The sequence below is a fragment of the Sphingobacterium sp. SGG-5 genome (genome assembly GCF_011043525.1).
GTDB lineage: Bacteria > Bacteroidota > Bacteroidia > Sphingobacteriales > Sphingobacteriaceae > Sphingobacterium.
Map to the genome: position 1 here is coordinate 14,650 of NZ_JAAKGO010000003.1, position 18,604 is coordinate 33,253.

The 18,604-nt window shown below is 41.8% G+C and carries 11 protein-coding genes; 10 read left to right on the forward strand and 1 reads right to left on the reverse strand.

Going from position 1 to position 18,604, the window contains the following annotated elements; all coding sequences use genetic code 11:
- Positions 1-36: 36 nt before the first annotated feature.
- On the reverse strand, positions 37-1,212 hold the full coding sequence (locus tag G5B30_RS04630; protein ID WP_165318815.1) for a deoxyribodipyrimidine photo-lyase: 1,176 nt from the start codon (positions 1,210-1,212) through the stop codon (positions 37-39).
- 232 nt (positions 1,213-1,444) lie between these two features.
- On the opposite strand from G5B30_RS04630, the gene G5B30_RS04635 reads away from it, so the two are divergent.
- The 10 genes from G5B30_RS04635 (at position 1,445) to G5B30_RS04680 (ending at position 18,600) form a co-directional block, all read left to right on the forward strand.
- The gene (locus tag G5B30_RS04635; RefSeq protein ID WP_165318816.1) at positions 1,445-2,296 is read left to right on the forward strand and encodes an SDR family oxidoreductase; all 852 of its coding nucleotides are present in this window, start codon (positions 1,445-1,447) and stop codon (positions 2,294-2,296) included.
- Between the two features lie 158 nt (positions 2,297-2,454).
- On the forward strand, positions 2,455-5,172 hold the full coding sequence (locus G5B30_RS04640; RefSeq protein WP_165318817.1) for an outer membrane beta-barrel family protein: 2,718 nt from the start codon (positions 2,455-2,457) through the stop codon (positions 5,170-5,172).
- A 23-nt stretch (positions 5,173-5,195) separates the two neighbouring features.
- Entirely contained in the window at positions 5,196-5,984 is a 789-nt protein-coding gene (locus G5B30_RS04645; protein WP_165318818.1) for a GLPGLI family protein, read from the forward strand.
- Between the two features lie 80 nt (positions 5,985-6,064).
- On the forward strand, positions 6,065-6,766 hold the full coding sequence (locus tag G5B30_RS04650) for a hypothetical protein (protein ID WP_165318819.1): 702 nt from the start codon (positions 6,065-6,067) through the stop codon (positions 6,764-6,766).
- Entirely contained in the window at positions 6,766-8,604 is a 1,839-nt protein-coding gene (locus G5B30_RS04655) for a UbiD family decarboxylase (RefSeq protein ID WP_165318820.1), read from the forward strand. The genes G5B30_RS04650 and G5B30_RS04655 overlap by 1 nt, the downstream gene beginning before the upstream one ends.
- A gap of 76 nt (positions 8,605-8,680) precedes the next feature.
- Positions 8,681-9,373: a FadR/GntR family transcriptional regulator gene (locus G5B30_RS04660; RefSeq protein ID WP_165318821.1), complete on the forward strand. Its 693-nt coding sequence runs from the start codon at positions 8,681-8,683 to the stop codon at positions 9,371-9,373.
- Between the two features lie 297 nt (positions 9,374-9,670).
- Complete coding sequence (locus G5B30_RS04665; RefSeq protein WP_165318822.1) at positions 9,671-11,443, forward strand: DUF4886 domain-containing protein; 1,773 nt, start codon at positions 9,671-9,673, stop codon at positions 11,441-11,443.
- Between the two features lie 379 nt (positions 11,444-11,822).
- Positions 11,823-13,778 carry a fasciclin domain-containing protein gene (locus G5B30_RS04670; protein WP_165318823.1) on the forward strand — a complete coding sequence of 652 codons (1,956 nt, stop codon included), beginning with the start codon at positions 11,823-11,825 and terminating at the stop codon, positions 13,776-13,778.
- Between the two features lie 18 nt (positions 13,779-13,796).
- Complete coding sequence (locus G5B30_RS04675; protein WP_165318824.1) at positions 13,797-17,051, forward strand: SusC/RagA family TonB-linked outer membrane protein; 3,255 nt, start codon at positions 13,797-13,799, stop codon at positions 17,049-17,051.
- A 16-nt stretch (positions 17,052-17,067) separates the two neighbouring features.
- The gene (locus tag G5B30_RS04680) at positions 17,068-18,600 is read left to right on the forward strand and encodes a RagB/SusD family nutrient uptake outer membrane protein (RefSeq protein ID WP_165318825.1); all 1,533 of its coding nucleotides are present in this window, start codon (positions 17,068-17,070) and stop codon (positions 18,598-18,600) included.
- Positions 18,601-18,604: the final 4 nt, after the last annotated feature.

Sequence of the window (18,604 nt, forward strand, 5' to 3'; positions counted from 1 at the left end):
CCTACAAGAATTTGTCAAAGTTATGAATAAAAATAATCACAAGAATACTTTTCTGGTTTTTTCCCAGTCTTTATACGATTTATTGTTTTTCAAGCTAGTGCCCTGCCCGGCGAGGTGTGCCCAAAAACCGTAATTAGTCGAAGGGGCATAGTCGACCAGTTGTTGCTCAAACCAAGCTGCTCCATATAGCCAATTCTGTTGGTATTCATATATCCAATACAAGGCAAGAATCTCCCTGTCGGAATAGGGAAGGTTTCCCGTCTGATCGAGTGTACGCATAAGGTCGTTTATGGTCTCGTCTTCCGTCTGGCTGTTCGTCCATTTCGTCAACAGTTCCTGGTTTAATGTTACTGCCTGCGGATTGCTGAAAAAGAGATTTGGATGCTTTTTAAGCATAAAACGATAATAATCCCGACGCAACAAACCGTCCAAAATCTGTGCGGCGTTCTTTTTATACTGCGGTGAAGTTTCGGTTGATAAAATATGGTAAGTCAGTATCGGAGAAAGCGCGCCAATAGCCAGGAACGGCGAAAGTCGAACATACAGATCCTGTGCGGTATCCGCGGTCGTTAAGACGGAATGCAGTTCTTCCAAAGCAGCCGCCTCACCAAAGGAATAGGAGGAGCTCATTTCCATAAGTTCGGGAAGCGAGGTCTCCTCCAGATGGGGAGGAATACGGAGCGATGTGATATCGGGCAACGGGTCTCTGACGCGGCTTTCCTTCTCGATTTTCTTGCGAAAAATGTGAAAATCTTCCGGAATATCTTTTATGGGAAAAGGTAAGTCTTCTTTATGATAAAGCGTATGGCCTATAAAATGCTTTAAATTTATTTTTATTTTCCATAAGGCCTCTTCCACAAGCTCTGAGATGTCCGTTTCACGTTTGGCGACCTCCCGGTGATGATAGACCTCGTCGACTTCATATTTCTGTACAAGATGTGGAATAATCTCTTCCGGCAAGCCTTCGTACGTGAGCAGATCTCCGCCCAGAGTTTGTAGTTTTTTCTTTAAAGCCTGTACCGTATGATAGGTATAGTGTTGACGAAGATGTCCTGTATTTAAAAAGCCTCTTTTGTTTTTTTGATAGTACCTGGGGTCGAAAACATAGACAGGTATAATGAAGTCTGCCTTTTCCACAGCACTATACAAGACCTCATTGTCATGTGTTCGAAGATCGTTTCTAAACCATGCCAAAATAACCTTTTTGCTCATTTACCAGCCTTTACCTTAATTTTTTTGATGAATTAAAACTTAGATAAATTCATTTATCGCTCTCTCCTCTGCCTTTGAAGATATATTTTGATAGAGGAAATATGACAAATATACGATAATCACAATGGATTTGGGGCCCAGAGCCTAATATTGACACTATTTAAACAAACGTGTTGCAAACAAAAAGTTAAACATTGCGGTTTAGTTAAATAAGTATTTAAGGCATATAGCAATGGAAGTTTTAGTCTGTGGTCTGAATTCGTATTTGGGGAGAGCCAGCGTAAGTTGCCTTCAGGAAGACGGTTATAATGTTCATGGACTCGTACGGGATGTCCGTCTTTTGTCTCAACATACCTTTCCGGCTACAGCTGATATAGTTGCGGTGGATCTGATCAAGAAAGGTGCAGCCTATACGCACTTTAGTCTAACACAATTGGACTTGAGCTTCTATTTTACGCAAATTCCGGATCTGGACGATAAGATTGCCGTGCAATATGAACTGCTTTCTTTACGCCATTTTATATTGCTTTCCCAACGTAATGGATGCAATAGGGTGATCTATGTCGGGCGCACGTATGATAAAAACTGCCTCACGGAAATTAAGGCACTCTTTTTGGAACTGGGTGTAGCCTATACCATTGTACTGAAAGACATTGCATTGGGTGTCGGGACATCCTTCGATCGATTTATGACACGTATACTTGCACACAAATATGTCTTTCTTTTTAATCCTACAGGTAAAATTAGATTCAGCCCTTTTGTTTTGAAAGATATTTTTCGATGGATAAAGAAAGTTCCATGGCATGAAAACTTTATCCGTGAGGAGATTGAATTCGGAGGAGCAGAGGTGCTGGATCTTAAAGATTTGCTGCGGGAACATGTCAGAAAGCAAGGGCTTCGGGAGATGTGCAAGATCATTTCGCTTCAAAACAAGCGGTTAACACAGTTGCTGAACCGCTCGATGTACGGTATCCGACGAGATACGTACAGCGAGTACATACTGAATGTTACCCGGGGTAGTTTTGCCGATAATTCAAAATGGCAATCTTTATTTTCCTTTGATTTTACACCTATTTATAGCTAATTTGCGGCATGGTGATATAGGGTGTTTTTGAGAATTTTCACCGATTAAATAAGGGCTTTCACCGAATAAAGCGTGTATTACATCTAAATAGCTATGAAGAGCCGGCATATTCGTGTTTATATTTGTGCAATTGACAATCTTACGATAACAACCTTTATATGAAAGGAATTCTTACTTTAGTTATTTTCTTTATTTCTGCTTACGCAGGGATAGCCCAACAAAAAATTTTCGGATCTGTAATTGATGAAGCGGATAAAACAAAATTAGCGCAAGCGACAGTCATGTTGTTGCAGGCAAAAGATTCGATTTTGATCGCTTATGGCCGCGCAGATGAGAAAGGCGTTTTTTCGCTTGAAAGGCCGGCGACGGGGAGCTTTCTGCTGATTGTCTCTTATCCCAAATACAGTGATTTTTATACACCTGTAGAAGGCGGAGATGGACCTGTAAATCTAAAGGAAGTCAGCCTGACAAGTATACAGCACATTTTGGAGGAAGTGCTGGTTACGGGGCGTATCCCCATTGTCATGAAAGGTGATACGACGGAATACGACGCGGCAAGTTTTAAAGTGGAGGAGAATGCTAAGGTGGAAGACCTCTTGAAGGTATTGCCCGGTATTACGGTAGATGCTTCAGGAAGTATTACCGCGCAAGGTAAGGTGGTAAAGAAAGTTCTGGTTGATGGCGAAGAATTTTTCGGTGATGATCCTACGCTGGTGACCCGTAATATCCGCTCGGATATGGTAGACAAGGTGCAGGTCTATGAAAAGATGTCCGATGAAGCGGAACGTACGGGTGTGGATGATGGGCAGCGGGAACAGACTATCAACGTGAAGCTTAGAGAAGATAGCAAAAACGGGATGTTCGGTAAGCTATTAGGAGGGGGAGGCACCGATGAATATTATATGGGACAGATTATGCTGAATAAGTTCAAAGGAAGCCAAAAAATCGCAGCTTATGGCCTATTTGGTAATAATGGTACGACCAGTATGAATTGGGAGGACGCGCAGAAATTTGGCGGCGACTCCGGCGTAAGCTATGGTGATGATGGAAGCATATCTGTAAATGGTGGCTTCTCCGATGATTTTTCGGGACGGGGAGCTGTCGGTATTCCAAAAGCGATCAATTCGGGGATTAATTTCTCGGACAAATGGGACGGTGACCGACATGGTGTAAACATCAATTATAAGTATGGGCAGATACAGAGCGACGGGGAAGAACGTACATTTCGTAGCGGTACGCTCAATGACAATACGACAAAGGGGGTGGAGACGGAAAATGACCAGCACCGGGTCAATCTCCGCTATGACCTTAAGCTGGACTCGCTAAATAGCTTGACCGTTAAGAGTAATCTGTCGCAACGGAATACGTGGCGTTACGAAAGTGTCAAGACCGAAAGTATGGATTTTCAAACCACGAATGAAAGCAAAGAAACGACGGACAATAAGATAAATACCGTGAATGTCGAAGCACTTTACACCCATAAATTTCCCAAGAAAGGTCGGTCATTGACGTTGACCGGCGGATTATCATCGGATCGGACTTCCGGAAATGGCCATCTCTATGCGGTATTAACACAGAAAGATGGAGAGGCAGACGAGACGGATCAACGTAAAGATAGGATGCAGGAATTGAACAGATATCGGGGTTCTATTGTCTATACAGAGCCACTGATGAAGGATTTGAATCTTTCTGTGGGCTATAGTATCACCAACAACCAAAATACGTCGGTGCTCGAATCGTTCAATAAGGCGCCGGATGGTTCCTATACTGAGCTTGATCGAACATATAGTAATAACTACGATTTCCAAAGTCTCGGACAGGCTTATCAGTTGACAATTGGGTTCAAAGAAGAAAAGCTACGGTTTAATCTGACCAATAGCCTGAATGAAGACCGGTTAAATCAGGTCAATAATTATGATAACCGGAGGTTGACACGTACGTTTGTGACCTATAATCCGAGGCTGAATGGGGGCTATAATTTTTCAAAAAATAAAAACCTGTGGTTTAATTATAGTGGTCGAAATCAGCTGCCTTCGCTAAACCAGATCCAACCTTTGTTGAATAATTCAGATCCCCAGAATATCTTTGTAGGAAATGAAGATCTCCGACCAGCATTCCGGCATAGTGCGAATATGGGATATAGCACGTTCAGCATACTTTCGGGAAATTACAAATACATCGGTGGAAATATCGTATTGACGAAAGACCCTATTTCACAGAATATTACGCGAGATATCGATGAAGGTGTGAATTATTTCACATGGGACAATATAGCGGGCAGGACAAACTCGTCTTACAACCTTTGGTCGGGCTATTATTTTAAATTATTTAAAGCGTTGAATGTGGCTAACTCTCCGCAATTGAATGCCTCTTGGAGTAACAGCTACAATTTCTTTGAGGGGGAGGAAAATAAGATACGGACGACAAATTATAATGTACGGTATAACCTACAGCGGCAGACGAATACGGGTTTTAATTTTGATGTCAATTTTATGCCGCAGTACCGGCAGATGACATCCAGTTTACAACCGGATCAGGATAATAATGGCTTTGTTTTCGGAGCACAGGGCAATCTGTCTTATTACCTGACCAAAACATTTAAAATATATACCAATTATAATTACACGTACGAGGCGCCTACGGATGCATTTGCTTCGAGCTTTAATCAATTTTTGATCCATCCGGGTGTCAGTAAAAAGTTTCTGAAGAATGAGTCGCTGATGGTGGATTTTACGGTGAACGATGTGCTGGATCAAAATCGAGGGTTTAGCCGGAATGTAAGCAATTCCGTTTTTGTCCAACGTAGTTTTGAGACCATCAGACGGTATTATATGTTAAAAGTATCCTGGGACTTTAGCAAAATGTTTGTTAAATAATTTAAACTCAATTCATAATAAAAATGAACTCATTATATACGCTTTGTGTTGCTTTGGTTCTTTCCACGCAGGTCAGTTACGGACAGTTTGCTCTATTTGGTAAGAGCGGAGTCGTGCAATACGACAAGACCATGTATATGAAAAACATTGTCTCTAAACAGTTTATCGCCAAAGCAGATGGAAATACAAAAACCTATTTTGAACGGATGTTGTCTACGGTTCCCGAAAACGTGGTGCTCAAGAAAGAATTAAAATTTAACGGGAGCCGGACGCTATTTGCGCCCGTAGAGCAAGACCTTGATGAAAAGACGAAAAGGTTAATCATGATGTTTGCGCTGGATATGGAGGCTGTCACGTTATCGGATCTGAAGACGAGGGATTATAAGCGGTTTAATGATCTGATGGGGGAGAAGGTCGTTATTCAGGATACGGTAAAACGGATGAAATGGAAGATTACGGATGAGTATCGGGAGATAGCCGGGTACAATTGTAGACGGGCAAACGGGCTGACACCCGATTCGGTGTATGTCATCGGCTATTTTGCCAATGAGATCCCGCTTGATGGCGGACCAGAATCGATCAATGGCCTGCCGGGTATGATATTGGGGTTAGTCGTGCCCAGCCAGCATGTCTCATATTTCGCCACCAAAGTAGAGTTTAGGGACGATGTGTCTTTGGAAGCCAAGGTCTTCAATGGCAAGAAAAATAAAGTCATGTCCCGTGAAGAGCTGGAAGCAATGTTTTCGCAATCATTGTCTAACTTTTTGAATAATGAGACAGCGGCTTATATTATGAAATTGACGTTGTTGTAGTAATTGTTTCAACTCTCACGGTGTTCCGCGATAATAGGGTATTTATAAAAAAATCAATACCTTTATCAGGAAACAATACTATGGCAAATTTAAAAACAATCGTTAAGGAACATCCACTGAAGGATATCGTTCTTGAGTTCGATCAGGATATCACACCGCCTTCTTATGAGCAGGAAGCGCTGCAACATTATTATAATGCCCATGACAAGACTTGGGCCATGAAAGAGCGTGCGGAGGCCATGATGAAAAGGCTTGAGGAAGCAAAAAATACGGTGGAAGATCTGAATCTAAGGCGGCTGGGCATGGAGCAGGAGCTCGAGATACTGGAAGATTGGCTCGGTGTTGCGCAGATGGAGGATATCCCCTATTTTGATGAAAGTATTACGATTGATATCAATGGCTTTTTTGAAGTTTCCCTAAAACATAATGATGAGCTTCAGGCGTTGTACGAGGTTGTTAATGACCTAACAACGGCCTATAATAAGGATATCGACAATTTGTATGAAGATGATTACCTGATCGATCCGATGTATTTTGATGTGCTGGATGACGTTTATAAGCACTATGAAGAAGTTTCGGTCCATATTGTATCCTTGGATGATGACCATCAGGCTTTTTTGGGCGAATATGGTACGGTGAGCAAATCGTTTTTTCAGTATCTGGATTTAGGCGAGGAAGTTTTTGAGCGTTATAGGGTGCTGGTTGAAGTAACGCAACGCGTGTATGATAGGGTCGGGATAGTTGACCAAACTTTTCGCAATAAATTAAAAGGGCTGGAATAATGGGGTATGCAAGTTTAGCGGAGTGTATCGATGATTTAGAAAAGCACGGGCACCTCATCCGCATCAAGGAAGAAGTGGATCCCTACCTGGAGATGGCAGCTATCCATATGCGGGTATATGATGCAGAAGGTCCGGCACTACTTTTCGAACGTATCAAGGGTACGGAATTTCCAGCAGTATCCAACCTGTTTGGTACATTGGAACGCTCCAAATTTATGTTTAGAGATACCCTGGATCACGTCAAGAGATTGGTTGATGTCAAGATGGATCCTACATCGGTGTTGAAGCATCCTTTACGTTATCTCGGATCTTCGGCTGTTGCACTTGGTGCCTTGCCGTGGAAGAAGAGAAGCGGTGCGCCTATATTATATGGTAAAACCCAAATCAGTAAGTTGCCGCAGATCGTCAACTGGCCGATGGACGGTGGGCCTTTTGTGACGATGCCACAGGTCTATACAGAAGATATCACGAGTCCGGGCATTATGAAGGCCAATCTGGGGATGTACCGTATTCAGTTGTCGGGGAATGAATATATTTTAGATCAAGAAATAGGCTTGCATTATCAATTGCACCGCGGCATTGGTGTACATCAGATGAAAGCGAATCAGCTGGGCCAACCGCTGAAGGTCAGTATATTTGTCGGCGGACCACCATCACACCCCTTATCGGCTGTCATGCCATTACCCGAAGGATTATCGGAGACGATCTTTGCCGGGGCATTAGGCAACCGGCGTTTTCGTTACTTCTACGATTCGGAAGGTTTCTGTATCTCGGCAGATGCCGATTTTGTCATTACCGGTACAGTCTATCCGAATGAGAATAAACCGGAAGGTCCGTTTGGTGACCATATCGGTTATTATAGTCTTGTGCACCCCTTTCCTTTAATGAAAGTGCATAACGTGTATCATAAGAAAGATCCCATCTGGTCCTTTACCGTCGTGGGGAGACCACCGCAGGAGGATACCAGCTTCGGTGCGCTTATTCATGAGATTACAGGAAGCGCGATTCCAAAGGAGATTAATGGCTTGAAAGCCGTGCATGCCGTAGACCCTGCCGGTGTACATCCGTTGCTGTTTGCGATAGGACGCGAGAGCTATACGCCTTATGAAAAGGTAGACAGGCCCCAGGAACTGTTGACGATTGCCAACCAGATATTGGGTAAGAACCAGTTGAGTCTTGCCAAATATCTTTTTATTGCTTCCGCAGGTGATAACCCGACGTTGGATATACATGATATAACAAGCTTCTTAACGCATATGTTGGAACGTATCGACTGGGCGAGAGATGTGCATTTCCAAACAAATACGACTATAGATACATTGGACTATTCGGGCGATGGCCTAAATGCCGGATCGAAAGTGGTGTTTGCTGCTGTGGGTGATAAGAAGAGGGATCTGGCTCGTGAACTGCCGCACGGGGTAGAACTGGCACGGCCATTTAACCACGCTAAATTAGCCCTTCCAGGTGTTTTGGTTGTTGATGGAGAAGCTTTTACGACATATACGGAAGAAGAAGGTCGGATAAATACATGGTGCCATGCATTAGCGGAGAAAGATCTTCACGGTGTGGCCTTGATTGTCATCGCCGATGACGCCGAATTTGCCGCCGCTCATATCAATAATTTTGTATGGGTGACATTTACGAAATCAAATCCGGCCTACGATATCTATGGTGTCAAATCCTTTACGCAGTATAAGCACTGGGGCTGTGAAGGACCGCTGATCATTGATGCGCGACGTAAACCGCACCATGCCCCGGATTTGATTAAAGACGAGACAGTGGAAAGGAGAGTAGACCGCCTGGGAGCAAAAGGCGGAAGTTTGTATGGGGTAATATAGAAAGAGTTTTCTTTTTACAGGCTATTGTAGTACATAATAACAAAAAAATATGCTATTTTTGAAGAATTAATAAATTATGGCTGTAGACGATTTAACTAAAGACCTTGCTCCAATCACATCAAATACGATGGCAGATATTGTTGAGGTCAGATTAAGAGAATATCTGAAAAGGAAGTCTTTCCTTCCTGGTGATGCACTCCCTAAAGAAATGGAACTGGCTGAAGCCTTGGGTGTAAGCAGAAATGTATTGCGAGAAGCATTGAGTAGATTGCGTATGCTCGGTATGATAGAAACCAAGAAAAAGCGAGGAATGGTATTGGCTAGACCAGATATACTGGGGACTTTTGAGCGGGTACTAGATCCTCTTATTATTGACAAAGAAACTCTTCAGGATATTTTTGAGCTTAGATTGGTATTGGAAATGGGGCTTGCTGATCTGATTTATATTAGGAAAACTGATAAAGATATTATTGAGCTGGAAAATATAGCGAAGAAAGAAGTTAACCACGATAATTCTTTCAGAATTAAAAATGAAATCGCATTTCATGGTAAGCTTTATGAAATGTCGGGGAATGATACTTTAAAAAGGTTTCAGATTATGCTGCTGCCAATCTTTGATTACGTAATTACGGTAGAAAAGACTCCGACGATAGGAAAAGTGAATCATATGGACCTGGTTCAAATATTAAAAACGGGAACAATGGAAGAGTTTAAAAGTGGGATGCAGGCTCATCTGCAACCACATTTAGACAGGCTAAAGAAAATATAATGGCGTGTTGTTTCCATTCCTAAAGCTTGCAGTCTGCAGGCTTTTTTTGTATAGTAGCGCTCCGATCGGGGGGTTAAAAGATCTTGCCCATTAAGATCGTATTTGTAGATACTCTTCTGGTGTCTGCATGTTACAATTTCAATAGTTAAAAAATCATGAAGTGAATAAAAATTTGTATTTCTCATTTATATGATCTACATTTGATATGTAGAACATATATATTTATTATAAACCAATTAAGTATGAAAAGGAGATTAGCTATTTCGCATACTTATCCATTTAATTAATTTTTCAATTATGAGATTTTACAAATTTTTAATTTTAATGTTCATCGGGCTCAGTCTTAGTGCGGTGTCATGTAAAAAGGAAGCGAATCCCGGAGCGGATGATGGGAAGGAAAAAGTAGAGCAATTTGTGGTATTAAATAAGAGTTCTGCGACACTTGTCGTAGGCGAGGAGTTGACTTTAACGCCGAAGTTTGGCATGCTGGCTACACCGCAATTGGTTTATGAATGGGAGACCGATAATCCCGATGTAGTTTCTATTTCTTCTAATGATGACTACTCTGCAAAGATTACTGCTATAGCCGAAGGTACTGCGACAGTAACCATTTCTTCAACGACTGGATCGCTTGCCGTATCTTGTACGATTACTGTTGAAGGAGAGGAAGAGGAGCCCGTGGATGATGGCGTCGTCAGAATATTGGCGATCGGCAACAGTTTTTCTAAGGACGCGGTCGACGATTATTTTTATGAGCTCGCAACTGAAAACGGGACACATGTTGTTGTGGGGAATATGACGATCGGGAGTGCATCATTGGATCTTCATTGGCAAAATGCCAGTGGGGACAAAGCAGATTACGATTATCGTAAGGTTTCTGAGAACGGTACGGTGTCCAATGCTTCAAATAGAAAATTATCAACTGTTTTGACCGAGGAACCATGGGATTACATTAGCTTACAGCAAGTTAGTTCCAATTCTGGTCAATACAACACTTTTGAAACCCCACTTCCTTTATTGTACGACTACGTGAAGAGTAAGGCGACCAATCCAAGTGTAAAAATTATTCTTCACCAAACATGGGCCTATGCTCAAAATTCGACACATGCCGGATTTGCTAATTATGGAAGTGATCAGATGACAATGTACCATGCCATTGTCGATGCGGTTGGACGTGCGGGAAATTTAATTAATGCTGATCTTATTATCCCTGTCGGTACAGCTATTCAGAATGGAAGAACCAGTGTCATTGGTGATAATTTTAACAGAGACGGATATCACCTCGATATGAATATCGGGCGGTATACTGCGGCCTGCACTTGGTTTGAAGCTATTTTTGGTATCAACGTGGTCGGCCACTCATTCAAGCCTAGCGGCCTTTCCGATTATGATGCAGAGATTGCCCAACATGCAGCACATTTCGCTATACAAAACCCAAATGAGGTGACAGAAATGGTGGATTATCAGTACGTTGGAGGCCCAGACATTTTACAGGATCCTATACTGATAGGTTTCGGATATACTACGGCAACACCTGGTTGGGACGGTTTTATCGGAAGAGAAGGCAGCGTAACTGGAAGCACAATTGCAAATTTAAGGGATAGTAAAGATAATCTTACGGGTATTTCTCTGGTCGTAACCGAGGGCTTTCATGGTAATAATGTCAGTGGAGAGAAAGGAACTACGACTGATCTTAATATTCCGGACAATATTTCTTCCTATTCTTATTTTGGTAATTCCACATCTGCCTTTCAAGGAAAGCTCGTTGAAAAGAGTGTTATAACGCTCTCGGGGCTGAATAAGGATGGGAGGTATAATCTCTGTTTTTTTGGTTCCAGAAAAGATGTCGCTGAAGGTGATAACAGAGAAACAAAATACACCGCGAAAGGAAAAAATGAGGTGACTGCCTATATAAATACGTCAAACAATACATCAGAAATAGCTTGTACAAATAATATACAGCCGGATGATGCTGGAGAGGTGACGATTACGATCACTGCTGGAGAAAACAATAATAGTGCAAACGGATTTTACTATTTAAGTGTGTTGCGTATTTCAGCGGCGGAGTAAAAACTAAAGTTATAGACGTATAGATATTTCCGAATAGCATTGAATTTCACGTGCTATTTGGAAATATCTGTTGTGTAATTTAAAAAAGCTGCTCCGTTGATACGACGCTGCTGGGACGCGGTATGAAATAACAAGATAAAAATTATGAAACATTTTTTTGGATTTCTGAATATTAACTTATACATTTGACATGTAGTACATAACTACTTAACTGAGATATAAACCATTTCGTTATTAAATCTATGAACATAAAGCGTCTTATTAAATCAGGGATTCCTCGAGTTGGGCCCATGTATAATATCTTAGGATTAGCTGCAACGGTTTTAACGCAAGTGCATATGTTTGAGGAGAATATTTAATAAATTATAATAAGCCTGTAATGAAACAACCTACAAAATATTTCATATTGTCATATATCGTTGTGATAATGTTGGGTATGTCGTGTTCGAAGAAGTTTGACGAACATTACAACCCCGTCGCTAGAGTCGATAAAAACATTGTAGAAACGTTAGAAGAAGACCCCGAATTGGTAGATTTTGTCAAAGTTATAGACAAACTAGGACTTAGACAAACGCTGGGAGAGGCTGCAATATATACATGTTTGGCACCAACGAATGAACATGTGCAAACCTTTGCCGAATCGAAGGGCTTTCAGACCATAGATGAGGTGCCAGAATCCATACTTCGTCAATACGTGAATGCTCATTTCATCAACGGAATGTATTACAAATATGATATTGAAAAACGGTATAGGAATGCTCCCGAAGGAAGTCTAGCCGCTACGAAAGCAACCTATTATACGACTCGGGCTGAAGGCGTTTTGGTTAAACCTAAATCAATTCGGCTTTTTACACAGCCTTTTTTTGATATGCAGGCCGATGATTATAACATTATCTACCATATGGATGGAAGTGGGTTTATGGTGGAATCTGTAAGAGTCCATGAAACAAAATATGATATCAGTGCAGCTAACGGCGTAATTCATGTCCTTACATCACCATTACCAGAATTACCCATAACCGATGCCGCAGTAGCATCAGTCGATGATATGTCGATATTTAGCAAGTGGTTGGAAGGACACGTTAGTTATATTCTAGGTCCCAAAGATCAGTTTGGTTGGGTGGACACGACGTTAATTAGAGCATATACAAGCATTAGAAATGTCGCTGACGAATCGGTGCTTTCGACGGTATTTGCCCCTACAGATGAGGCGCTTCTTGCGTATTTTACGCCCTATGCAGCGCATTTTGGTGGTACACCGGGGACGCTTGATTCCGTTCCTGAATTTGTACGGACACAGGTGGTCAGAACGACTCTTCTAGCCGAGCCGTGGTTTAAAAGTGATATTGTAAGAGATAATCCAAAGATCAGAATTGGTGGGTTTCCTCAAGAAGTGAGTAAAATTGCGCCTACAATAGTGGGTTCTGTTTTATCAAGTAATAGCGTGATATATAAAGTGAACAAGGTGGTGGAGTCTCCCATTCTACACAGTGTCGAAGGCGGAATTTATATGCGGGAGAAATTTTATACGCAATGGGTAGAAATGCTTAAGAGAACTAATCTGGAAGACGGCTTGACCGACGGATTATATTATCAACATGCGGATAAAACTATCTTGGTCCAATCCGATGAATTTTGGACAGGGCCTGCTGCGGAGGATTTGGCTGCTGAAGACCGCGAAATAAGAAGGAGAGAATGCAGAACAGGTATTTTTAACATTGATGTCAGAAAGGATGGAGGATTTAGAAAGCGATATTATCCAACAGAATTTGGATGGATCTTATTCGATAATAACGAATTCATTGACTATACAGGCAATTCTGTTTCGCTCTTATCTCCAGAACCCGTATGGGAGAAGGGGAACGGGGCGATTTTTGAGGTCGATGGTTTTCTTACACCGATGGATCCAGCAGATTTGGATCGGACCGTTTTTGTGCTGATCACCGGAGATCCTGACTACACACAGTTTGCGAGTGCTATTCAGAAAGCAGGACTTGAGTCGGAGCTGAATTTAACCGGTTTCTTTACGTATACGGTGTTTGCGCCAACCAATACAGCGATGCAAGCTGCAGGAATTGATGTCGTTAATTCGACGCCAGAGCAAATGCGGGCATTTGTAGGGAAGTATATCATTCCTAACCGTTATGTATTTACGGATGGTGTCACCCAAGGGGGACTTATTCCGAATAAGAATGGTGAAATGATGTCTTTTTCTGGTTCGTGGGATACTTTCAGTGTCACCTATGCGCAAAAAACGATAAAACCTACACCGCTTACAGCTGCTAATGTACAAGGAAGCAATGGTGTTGTACATAAAGTTAACGAGACTTTTTAACGCTGAAATATTTAGGAAATGAACAAAATAATACGAGATATTTGCATTCTTGTTGGAGTATTTTTCTACTTCAATCAAAATGTTTTTGCACAAACAAATGTCATAACGGGTGTCGTTTATGACGAAACTACAGGTGTTGTTTTCCCGGGAGCAACGGTCATGCAGGTTAATCGGAATAACTTGGTATTAAATGCTGTGAGAACCGACGCATCTGGAAAGTTCCAGATAAAAAAAGACGCGAATGCCGTAAAAATTAAATTCACTTTCATTGGATATCAACCTCAGGAGTTTACACTAGGAAGCCGAGATAGATTCGAAGTAATTCTCTTAGCATCAAGTAGTGAATTGGAGGAGGTGATTATTACGGGGGTACAGGATGAAGGAGCAGATATGGGTATGCTGTCAATAAATAGAAAAGAACTCAGCAGTGCTATTGCGAGTATCGATCTGACGGATTTGCGAAATGCCCCGGTAACCAATATAGAGCAACTTATTCAGGGGAATGCAGCTGGATTACAAATTACTGCAGCAAGTGGTGATCCCGGAGCTGCGGGAACCGTGCGTATTCGGGGAGTTTCGAGTATCTCGGGTATAAATGATCCGCTATGGGTTGTCGATGGTAGAGAAGTTATTGGCAATGACTTCAATGTCTCGAGTATAGTAGACTTTGGTTTTAGTCCTATAGGTGATATTGATCCATCTGATATCGAACACATCGATATATTGAAAGACGCATCGGCTACGGCTCTATATGGGTCACGGGGATCAAACGGGGTCATTGTAATTAAAACCAAACGAGGAAAGCAAGGTAAGCCGGTTTTTAGTCTTTCATCAAAATTTACAACCACACAAGTGCCGAAAACAATCCCTATGATGTCTGGCGACGACCAGCGTATTTTTTCACTGGAAAGTTATAGATCGGGTGTCGATGATGGGAGTTTTTTGTTGGAATTGCGTGGCGATCTCACTAGGGATGACGCTTGGAAATTTAATAATAATACGGATTGGATGGATGTGATTACCCGTACAGGCTTTAATCAGCAGTACAATGCTAACTTAAGTGGTGGCGGTGAACGGGTGAGATATTATTGGGGATTGGGGTACACCAATCAATATGGTACAACTAAAGGGACAGGGTACGATCGGTTTAATAATGTTTTTAATATTGATTATCGAGTTTCCAATAAACTTAAAATTTCGGCAGATTTATCATACACCAATTCCTTAACGGATAAGCGGGGCCAACGACACCCTATCAATGAGAGCGGAATCATAGAGGCAGGGAACAGCACAAATATCAACGCTGAGATTTCACCGATTACATATGCCCGGGAGATGGCTGCCTATTTCCCCGTTTACTCCCGTAATGGATTGGATTATTTTGTCGAGAGATCTGTGGGTGCGACCTATACATCGCGGTATAATCCACTTGCTATAATTGATTATTCCACCAACCTAACGAAAGCGAACCGTTTTCAAGCGTCTACTTCGATCGACTATAATATTGTTAAAAACCTCGATTTTCGCTCTCAGGTGTCGGTGGATTTTCGTGAGTCTTCTGACGAATATTTTTTGCCAGGATATGCTACCGCTGCATTGCCCGGAGAGGTTTTATATAATGCTGGTCTGCATGGTGAAGGAGGACAGCTTTTGTTAAATAATACCAACAGACTGTCGTGGGCAGCACTAAATAAGACCAATCATCGTTTGATGATGACGGGTATTTTTAAAGTACGGGCAGAAACTTTTAATTCGACGTTATTAAGCTATAATAATGGATCATCCCCCCATTTGCGGTCTTCAGATGCTTCCGCATTAATTACATCGGCAGAAGGCGATTTCGGTGATGAAAGAGAGATCGGATTTATCTTGCATGGCCACTATGGATGGCGTGATAGAGTTTTTCTAACGACGTCGGCTAACCTTGAGGCGAACTCTAGACAGGGTAAGGATAATCCTTACATCATTTATCCAACCTTAGGCTTAGCTTGGGACATGGCTAAGGAAGACTTCCTTTCGCTTCCGACATGGGTTAATCATTTAAAGCCTCGCTTTTCTTTCGGTATTTCGGGTAATTTACCTAGAAGGCTCATCAATTTGACGGATGTCGCTTATTCTACCGGAACAGGTTATCTTGGTGATCCTTATACTTATCCATCCAAAATGGCCTACGATAAGATTAAGCCGGAAACTAGCAAAGAATTTAACTATGGTCTGGACTTTCACTTATTCAAGAATAGAATCGAAGCTTCAGTGGATTATTATAATAAGACTACAGATGATTTGTTGTTGGAAGAAATACTCTCTTCAACACTGGGATATAGCAAACAATGGATAAACTTTGGTTCCGTACGGAATTCTGGAGTGGAATTTGGTATGACTGCTATTATTAAAAAGCGAACAGAAACTGGTCTTGGTTGGCGTACCCAATTCAATATCGCGACTAACCGAAATAGAATTTTGAGCCTTCCTGATAATATAGATGCGGCGTCTTGGCAAAGTACGCGAGATGGCTTTGTCTCGAAGCTGCAAGCCGGTGATGTTATCGGAGCATTTTATGGTTACCGGGCATTAGGTGTCTACCCAAGAGATGAGGACGCTATTTTACGGGATAGCGAGGGAAATGTCATTTATCAGGCAGATGGTATTACACCCAAGCAGATGCGTTTTGGCTCGAACTCTGGACATCAATTTAGAGGAGGAGATATGAAATACGAGGATATTAATAGTGATGGAATTATTAACGAGCTCGATAAAGTTCAAATTGGGAACAGCAGCCCTCTCTTTTTCGGAGGTTGGAATAATACCTTTGATTATCGCAACTTCCAACTATTGGTGCAATTTGAGTACAAGTATGGTCATGATGTGATTAACCTAAGTCGTAAAAACGTAGAGAAGATGCATGATTCCAGAAATCAGGCGCAATCTATTACGGCTCGGTGGAGAACCCAAGGGGACATAAGTCATATGCCTCGTGCGGAAAGGTTGGCCGAGTGGAATCAGGACGCCTCTACAAGATGGGTGGAGGATGCCTCTTATCTCCGCTTAAAATCTGTTTCTCTCTCGTATAACTTTGATAGAAATGCGATTTTAAGGTTTGGTTTGAAAAATGCCAGTGTATTTTTTACAAGCTATAACCTCTATACATGGACAAAATACCTAGGTGTCGACCCAGAAGTTCCTATGAACGGAAATATTACAATGCCTGGAGTAGACAATAATACTACAGCACCACCAAGGCAATTCACATTCGGATTTAGAGCAACACTTTAATTTTAAAATGAAGACAATGAAAACATCGAATAAGTTTAAATACGGGTTGTTAGGGCTGATTCTCTTTCTGTCCGGTTGCGAAAAGTTTTTAGAGGTAGGCCAACCGGATAACTTAATTAAGGACGAATTTTGGCAAAACAGGGATCAGGTTCAATCGTCGTTAAACGGACTGTATACTTCATTAAACAGCTGCTTGAATTTGTTTCAGGCATGGGGAGATATCCGATCCAGTTTATATGCCCCCGGTAGCCAAGCATCATCGACTCATACGCAATTCATCTCGCATGATATATATACGCAAAACTCATTGCTTAACTGGAGTAATATTTATAGGTCAATTGGTTGGATAAATGCGTTTATTAAAAATGCCCCTACTGCACTCCAAAATGATCCCACTTTTAAAGAAGAGGAATTGAATGGTATGTTGGGGGAAGCACATGCATTGCGTGCGCTGTATTACTTCTATCTCGTGCGTGCCTTTAAGGAAGTTCCTATCATAAAGGATCCGTATGAGTCAGATACGCAAAATCTTAGTGTCGCCGCATCATCTGAAAATGAAGTCCTCGATTTCATTGAAGAGGATCTGCGTATTGCTCGAGATGCAGTACCCGAAACTTTTCTGAATAATTTTCACCGATTTGGACGCATTACGAGAAGCGCCGTAGCAGCCATAATGGCGGACGTTAAACTTTGGCGAAATGAATACGATGCTTGTATTGACCTTTGCGAGCTTTTGGATGCGACATACGAATCTAAGCTCGTAGAACCGTCTGCCTGGTACACGATTTTTAGTCCTGGAAACTCTCCTGAATCGATTTTTGAGTTTCAATACACGGAGAGAGGCCCCTCCTCTCCACTGTACAATTGGTTTGTATACCACGACGGCAATTCCAGGGATATTTATTTAGCTAATAAGGCAAATATCGATATTAATGCAGGGGAAATTCTTTACCCTCCTACTGGGGTGCTGGAGCATTTTTCCGCCGATACGATTCGGTTGAAAAATTATAGTGCATTTACGTTTAGCGGTGCTGCGAATGGGTTTAAGCAAGCTTATGAAGTATACAAATTTTTGGGGCAGGCACCTTATCAAAGATCCTATAGAAATCAGAGTGACCGTGTTGCCCATTATATCTTTTACCGCTATCGTGAGATTATGTTTATGAAAGCAGAAGCCTATGCGATGAAGGAAGAATACGAACAGGCAGAAGCTATTATAAATATAATCCGTCAACACTGCGACCTGCCCGACCTCGCACCGGGAGAGGCTGGACAAGGAGTTGATTTTTTTACATGGCTTTTAATGGAAAGGGAGTTTGAATTGGGATTTGAAGGGAAGGAATGGTTTGCAGCAGTACGTATATCCCGGAGACCCGGATATGAGAATGTTCTTATTGAAAAGGCTGCAACAAACCACTCCATGGGGCGAAGCTATCAGGTCATTCGTGCTAGGTTATTGGATAAAGAAAGTTGGTTCTTACCATATTACAGAACGGAAGTAGAACGAAATCCATTGCTTCAGCAAAAGGATTTCTATAAAAATAAATAATTAT

Coding starts and splice junctions, on each gene's coding strand:
- G5B30_RS04630 (WP_165318815.1), bottom strand. CDS start 1,212: ATGAGCAAAAAGGTTATTTTGGCATGGTTTAGAAACGATCTTCGAACA.
- G5B30_RS04635 (WP_165318816.1), top strand. CDS start 1,445: ATGGAAGTTTTAGTCTGTGGTCTGAATTCGTATTTGGGGAGAGCCAGC.
- G5B30_RS04640 (WP_165318817.1), top strand. CDS start 2,455: ATGAAAGGAATTCTTACTTTAGTTATTTTCTTTATTTCTGCTTACGCA.
- G5B30_RS04645 (WP_165318818.1), top strand. CDS start 5,196: ATGAACTCATTATATACGCTTTGTGTTGCTTTGGTTCTTTCCACGCAG.
- G5B30_RS04650 (WP_165318819.1), top strand. CDS start 6,065: ATGGCAAATTTAAAAACAATCGTTAAGGAACATCCACTGAAGGATATC.
- G5B30_RS04655 (WP_165318820.1), top strand. CDS start 6,766: ATGGGGTATGCAAGTTTAGCGGAGTGTATCGATGATTTAGAAAAGCAC.
- G5B30_RS04660 (WP_165318821.1), top strand. CDS start 8,681: ATGGCTGTAGACGATTTAACTAAAGACCTTGCTCCAATCACATCAAAT.
- G5B30_RS04665 (WP_165318822.1), top strand. CDS start 9,671: ATGAGATTTTACAAATTTTTAATTTTAATGTTCATCGGGCTCAGTCTT.
- G5B30_RS04670 (WP_165318823.1), top strand. CDS start 11,823: ATGAAACAACCTACAAAATATTTCATATTGTCATATATCGTTGTGATA.
- G5B30_RS04675 (WP_165318824.1), top strand. CDS start 13,797: ATGAACAAAATAATACGAGATATTTGCATTCTTGTTGGAGTATTTTTC.
- G5B30_RS04680 (WP_165318825.1), top strand. CDS start 17,068: ATGAAAACATCGAATAAGTTTAAATACGGGTTGTTAGGGCTGATTCTC.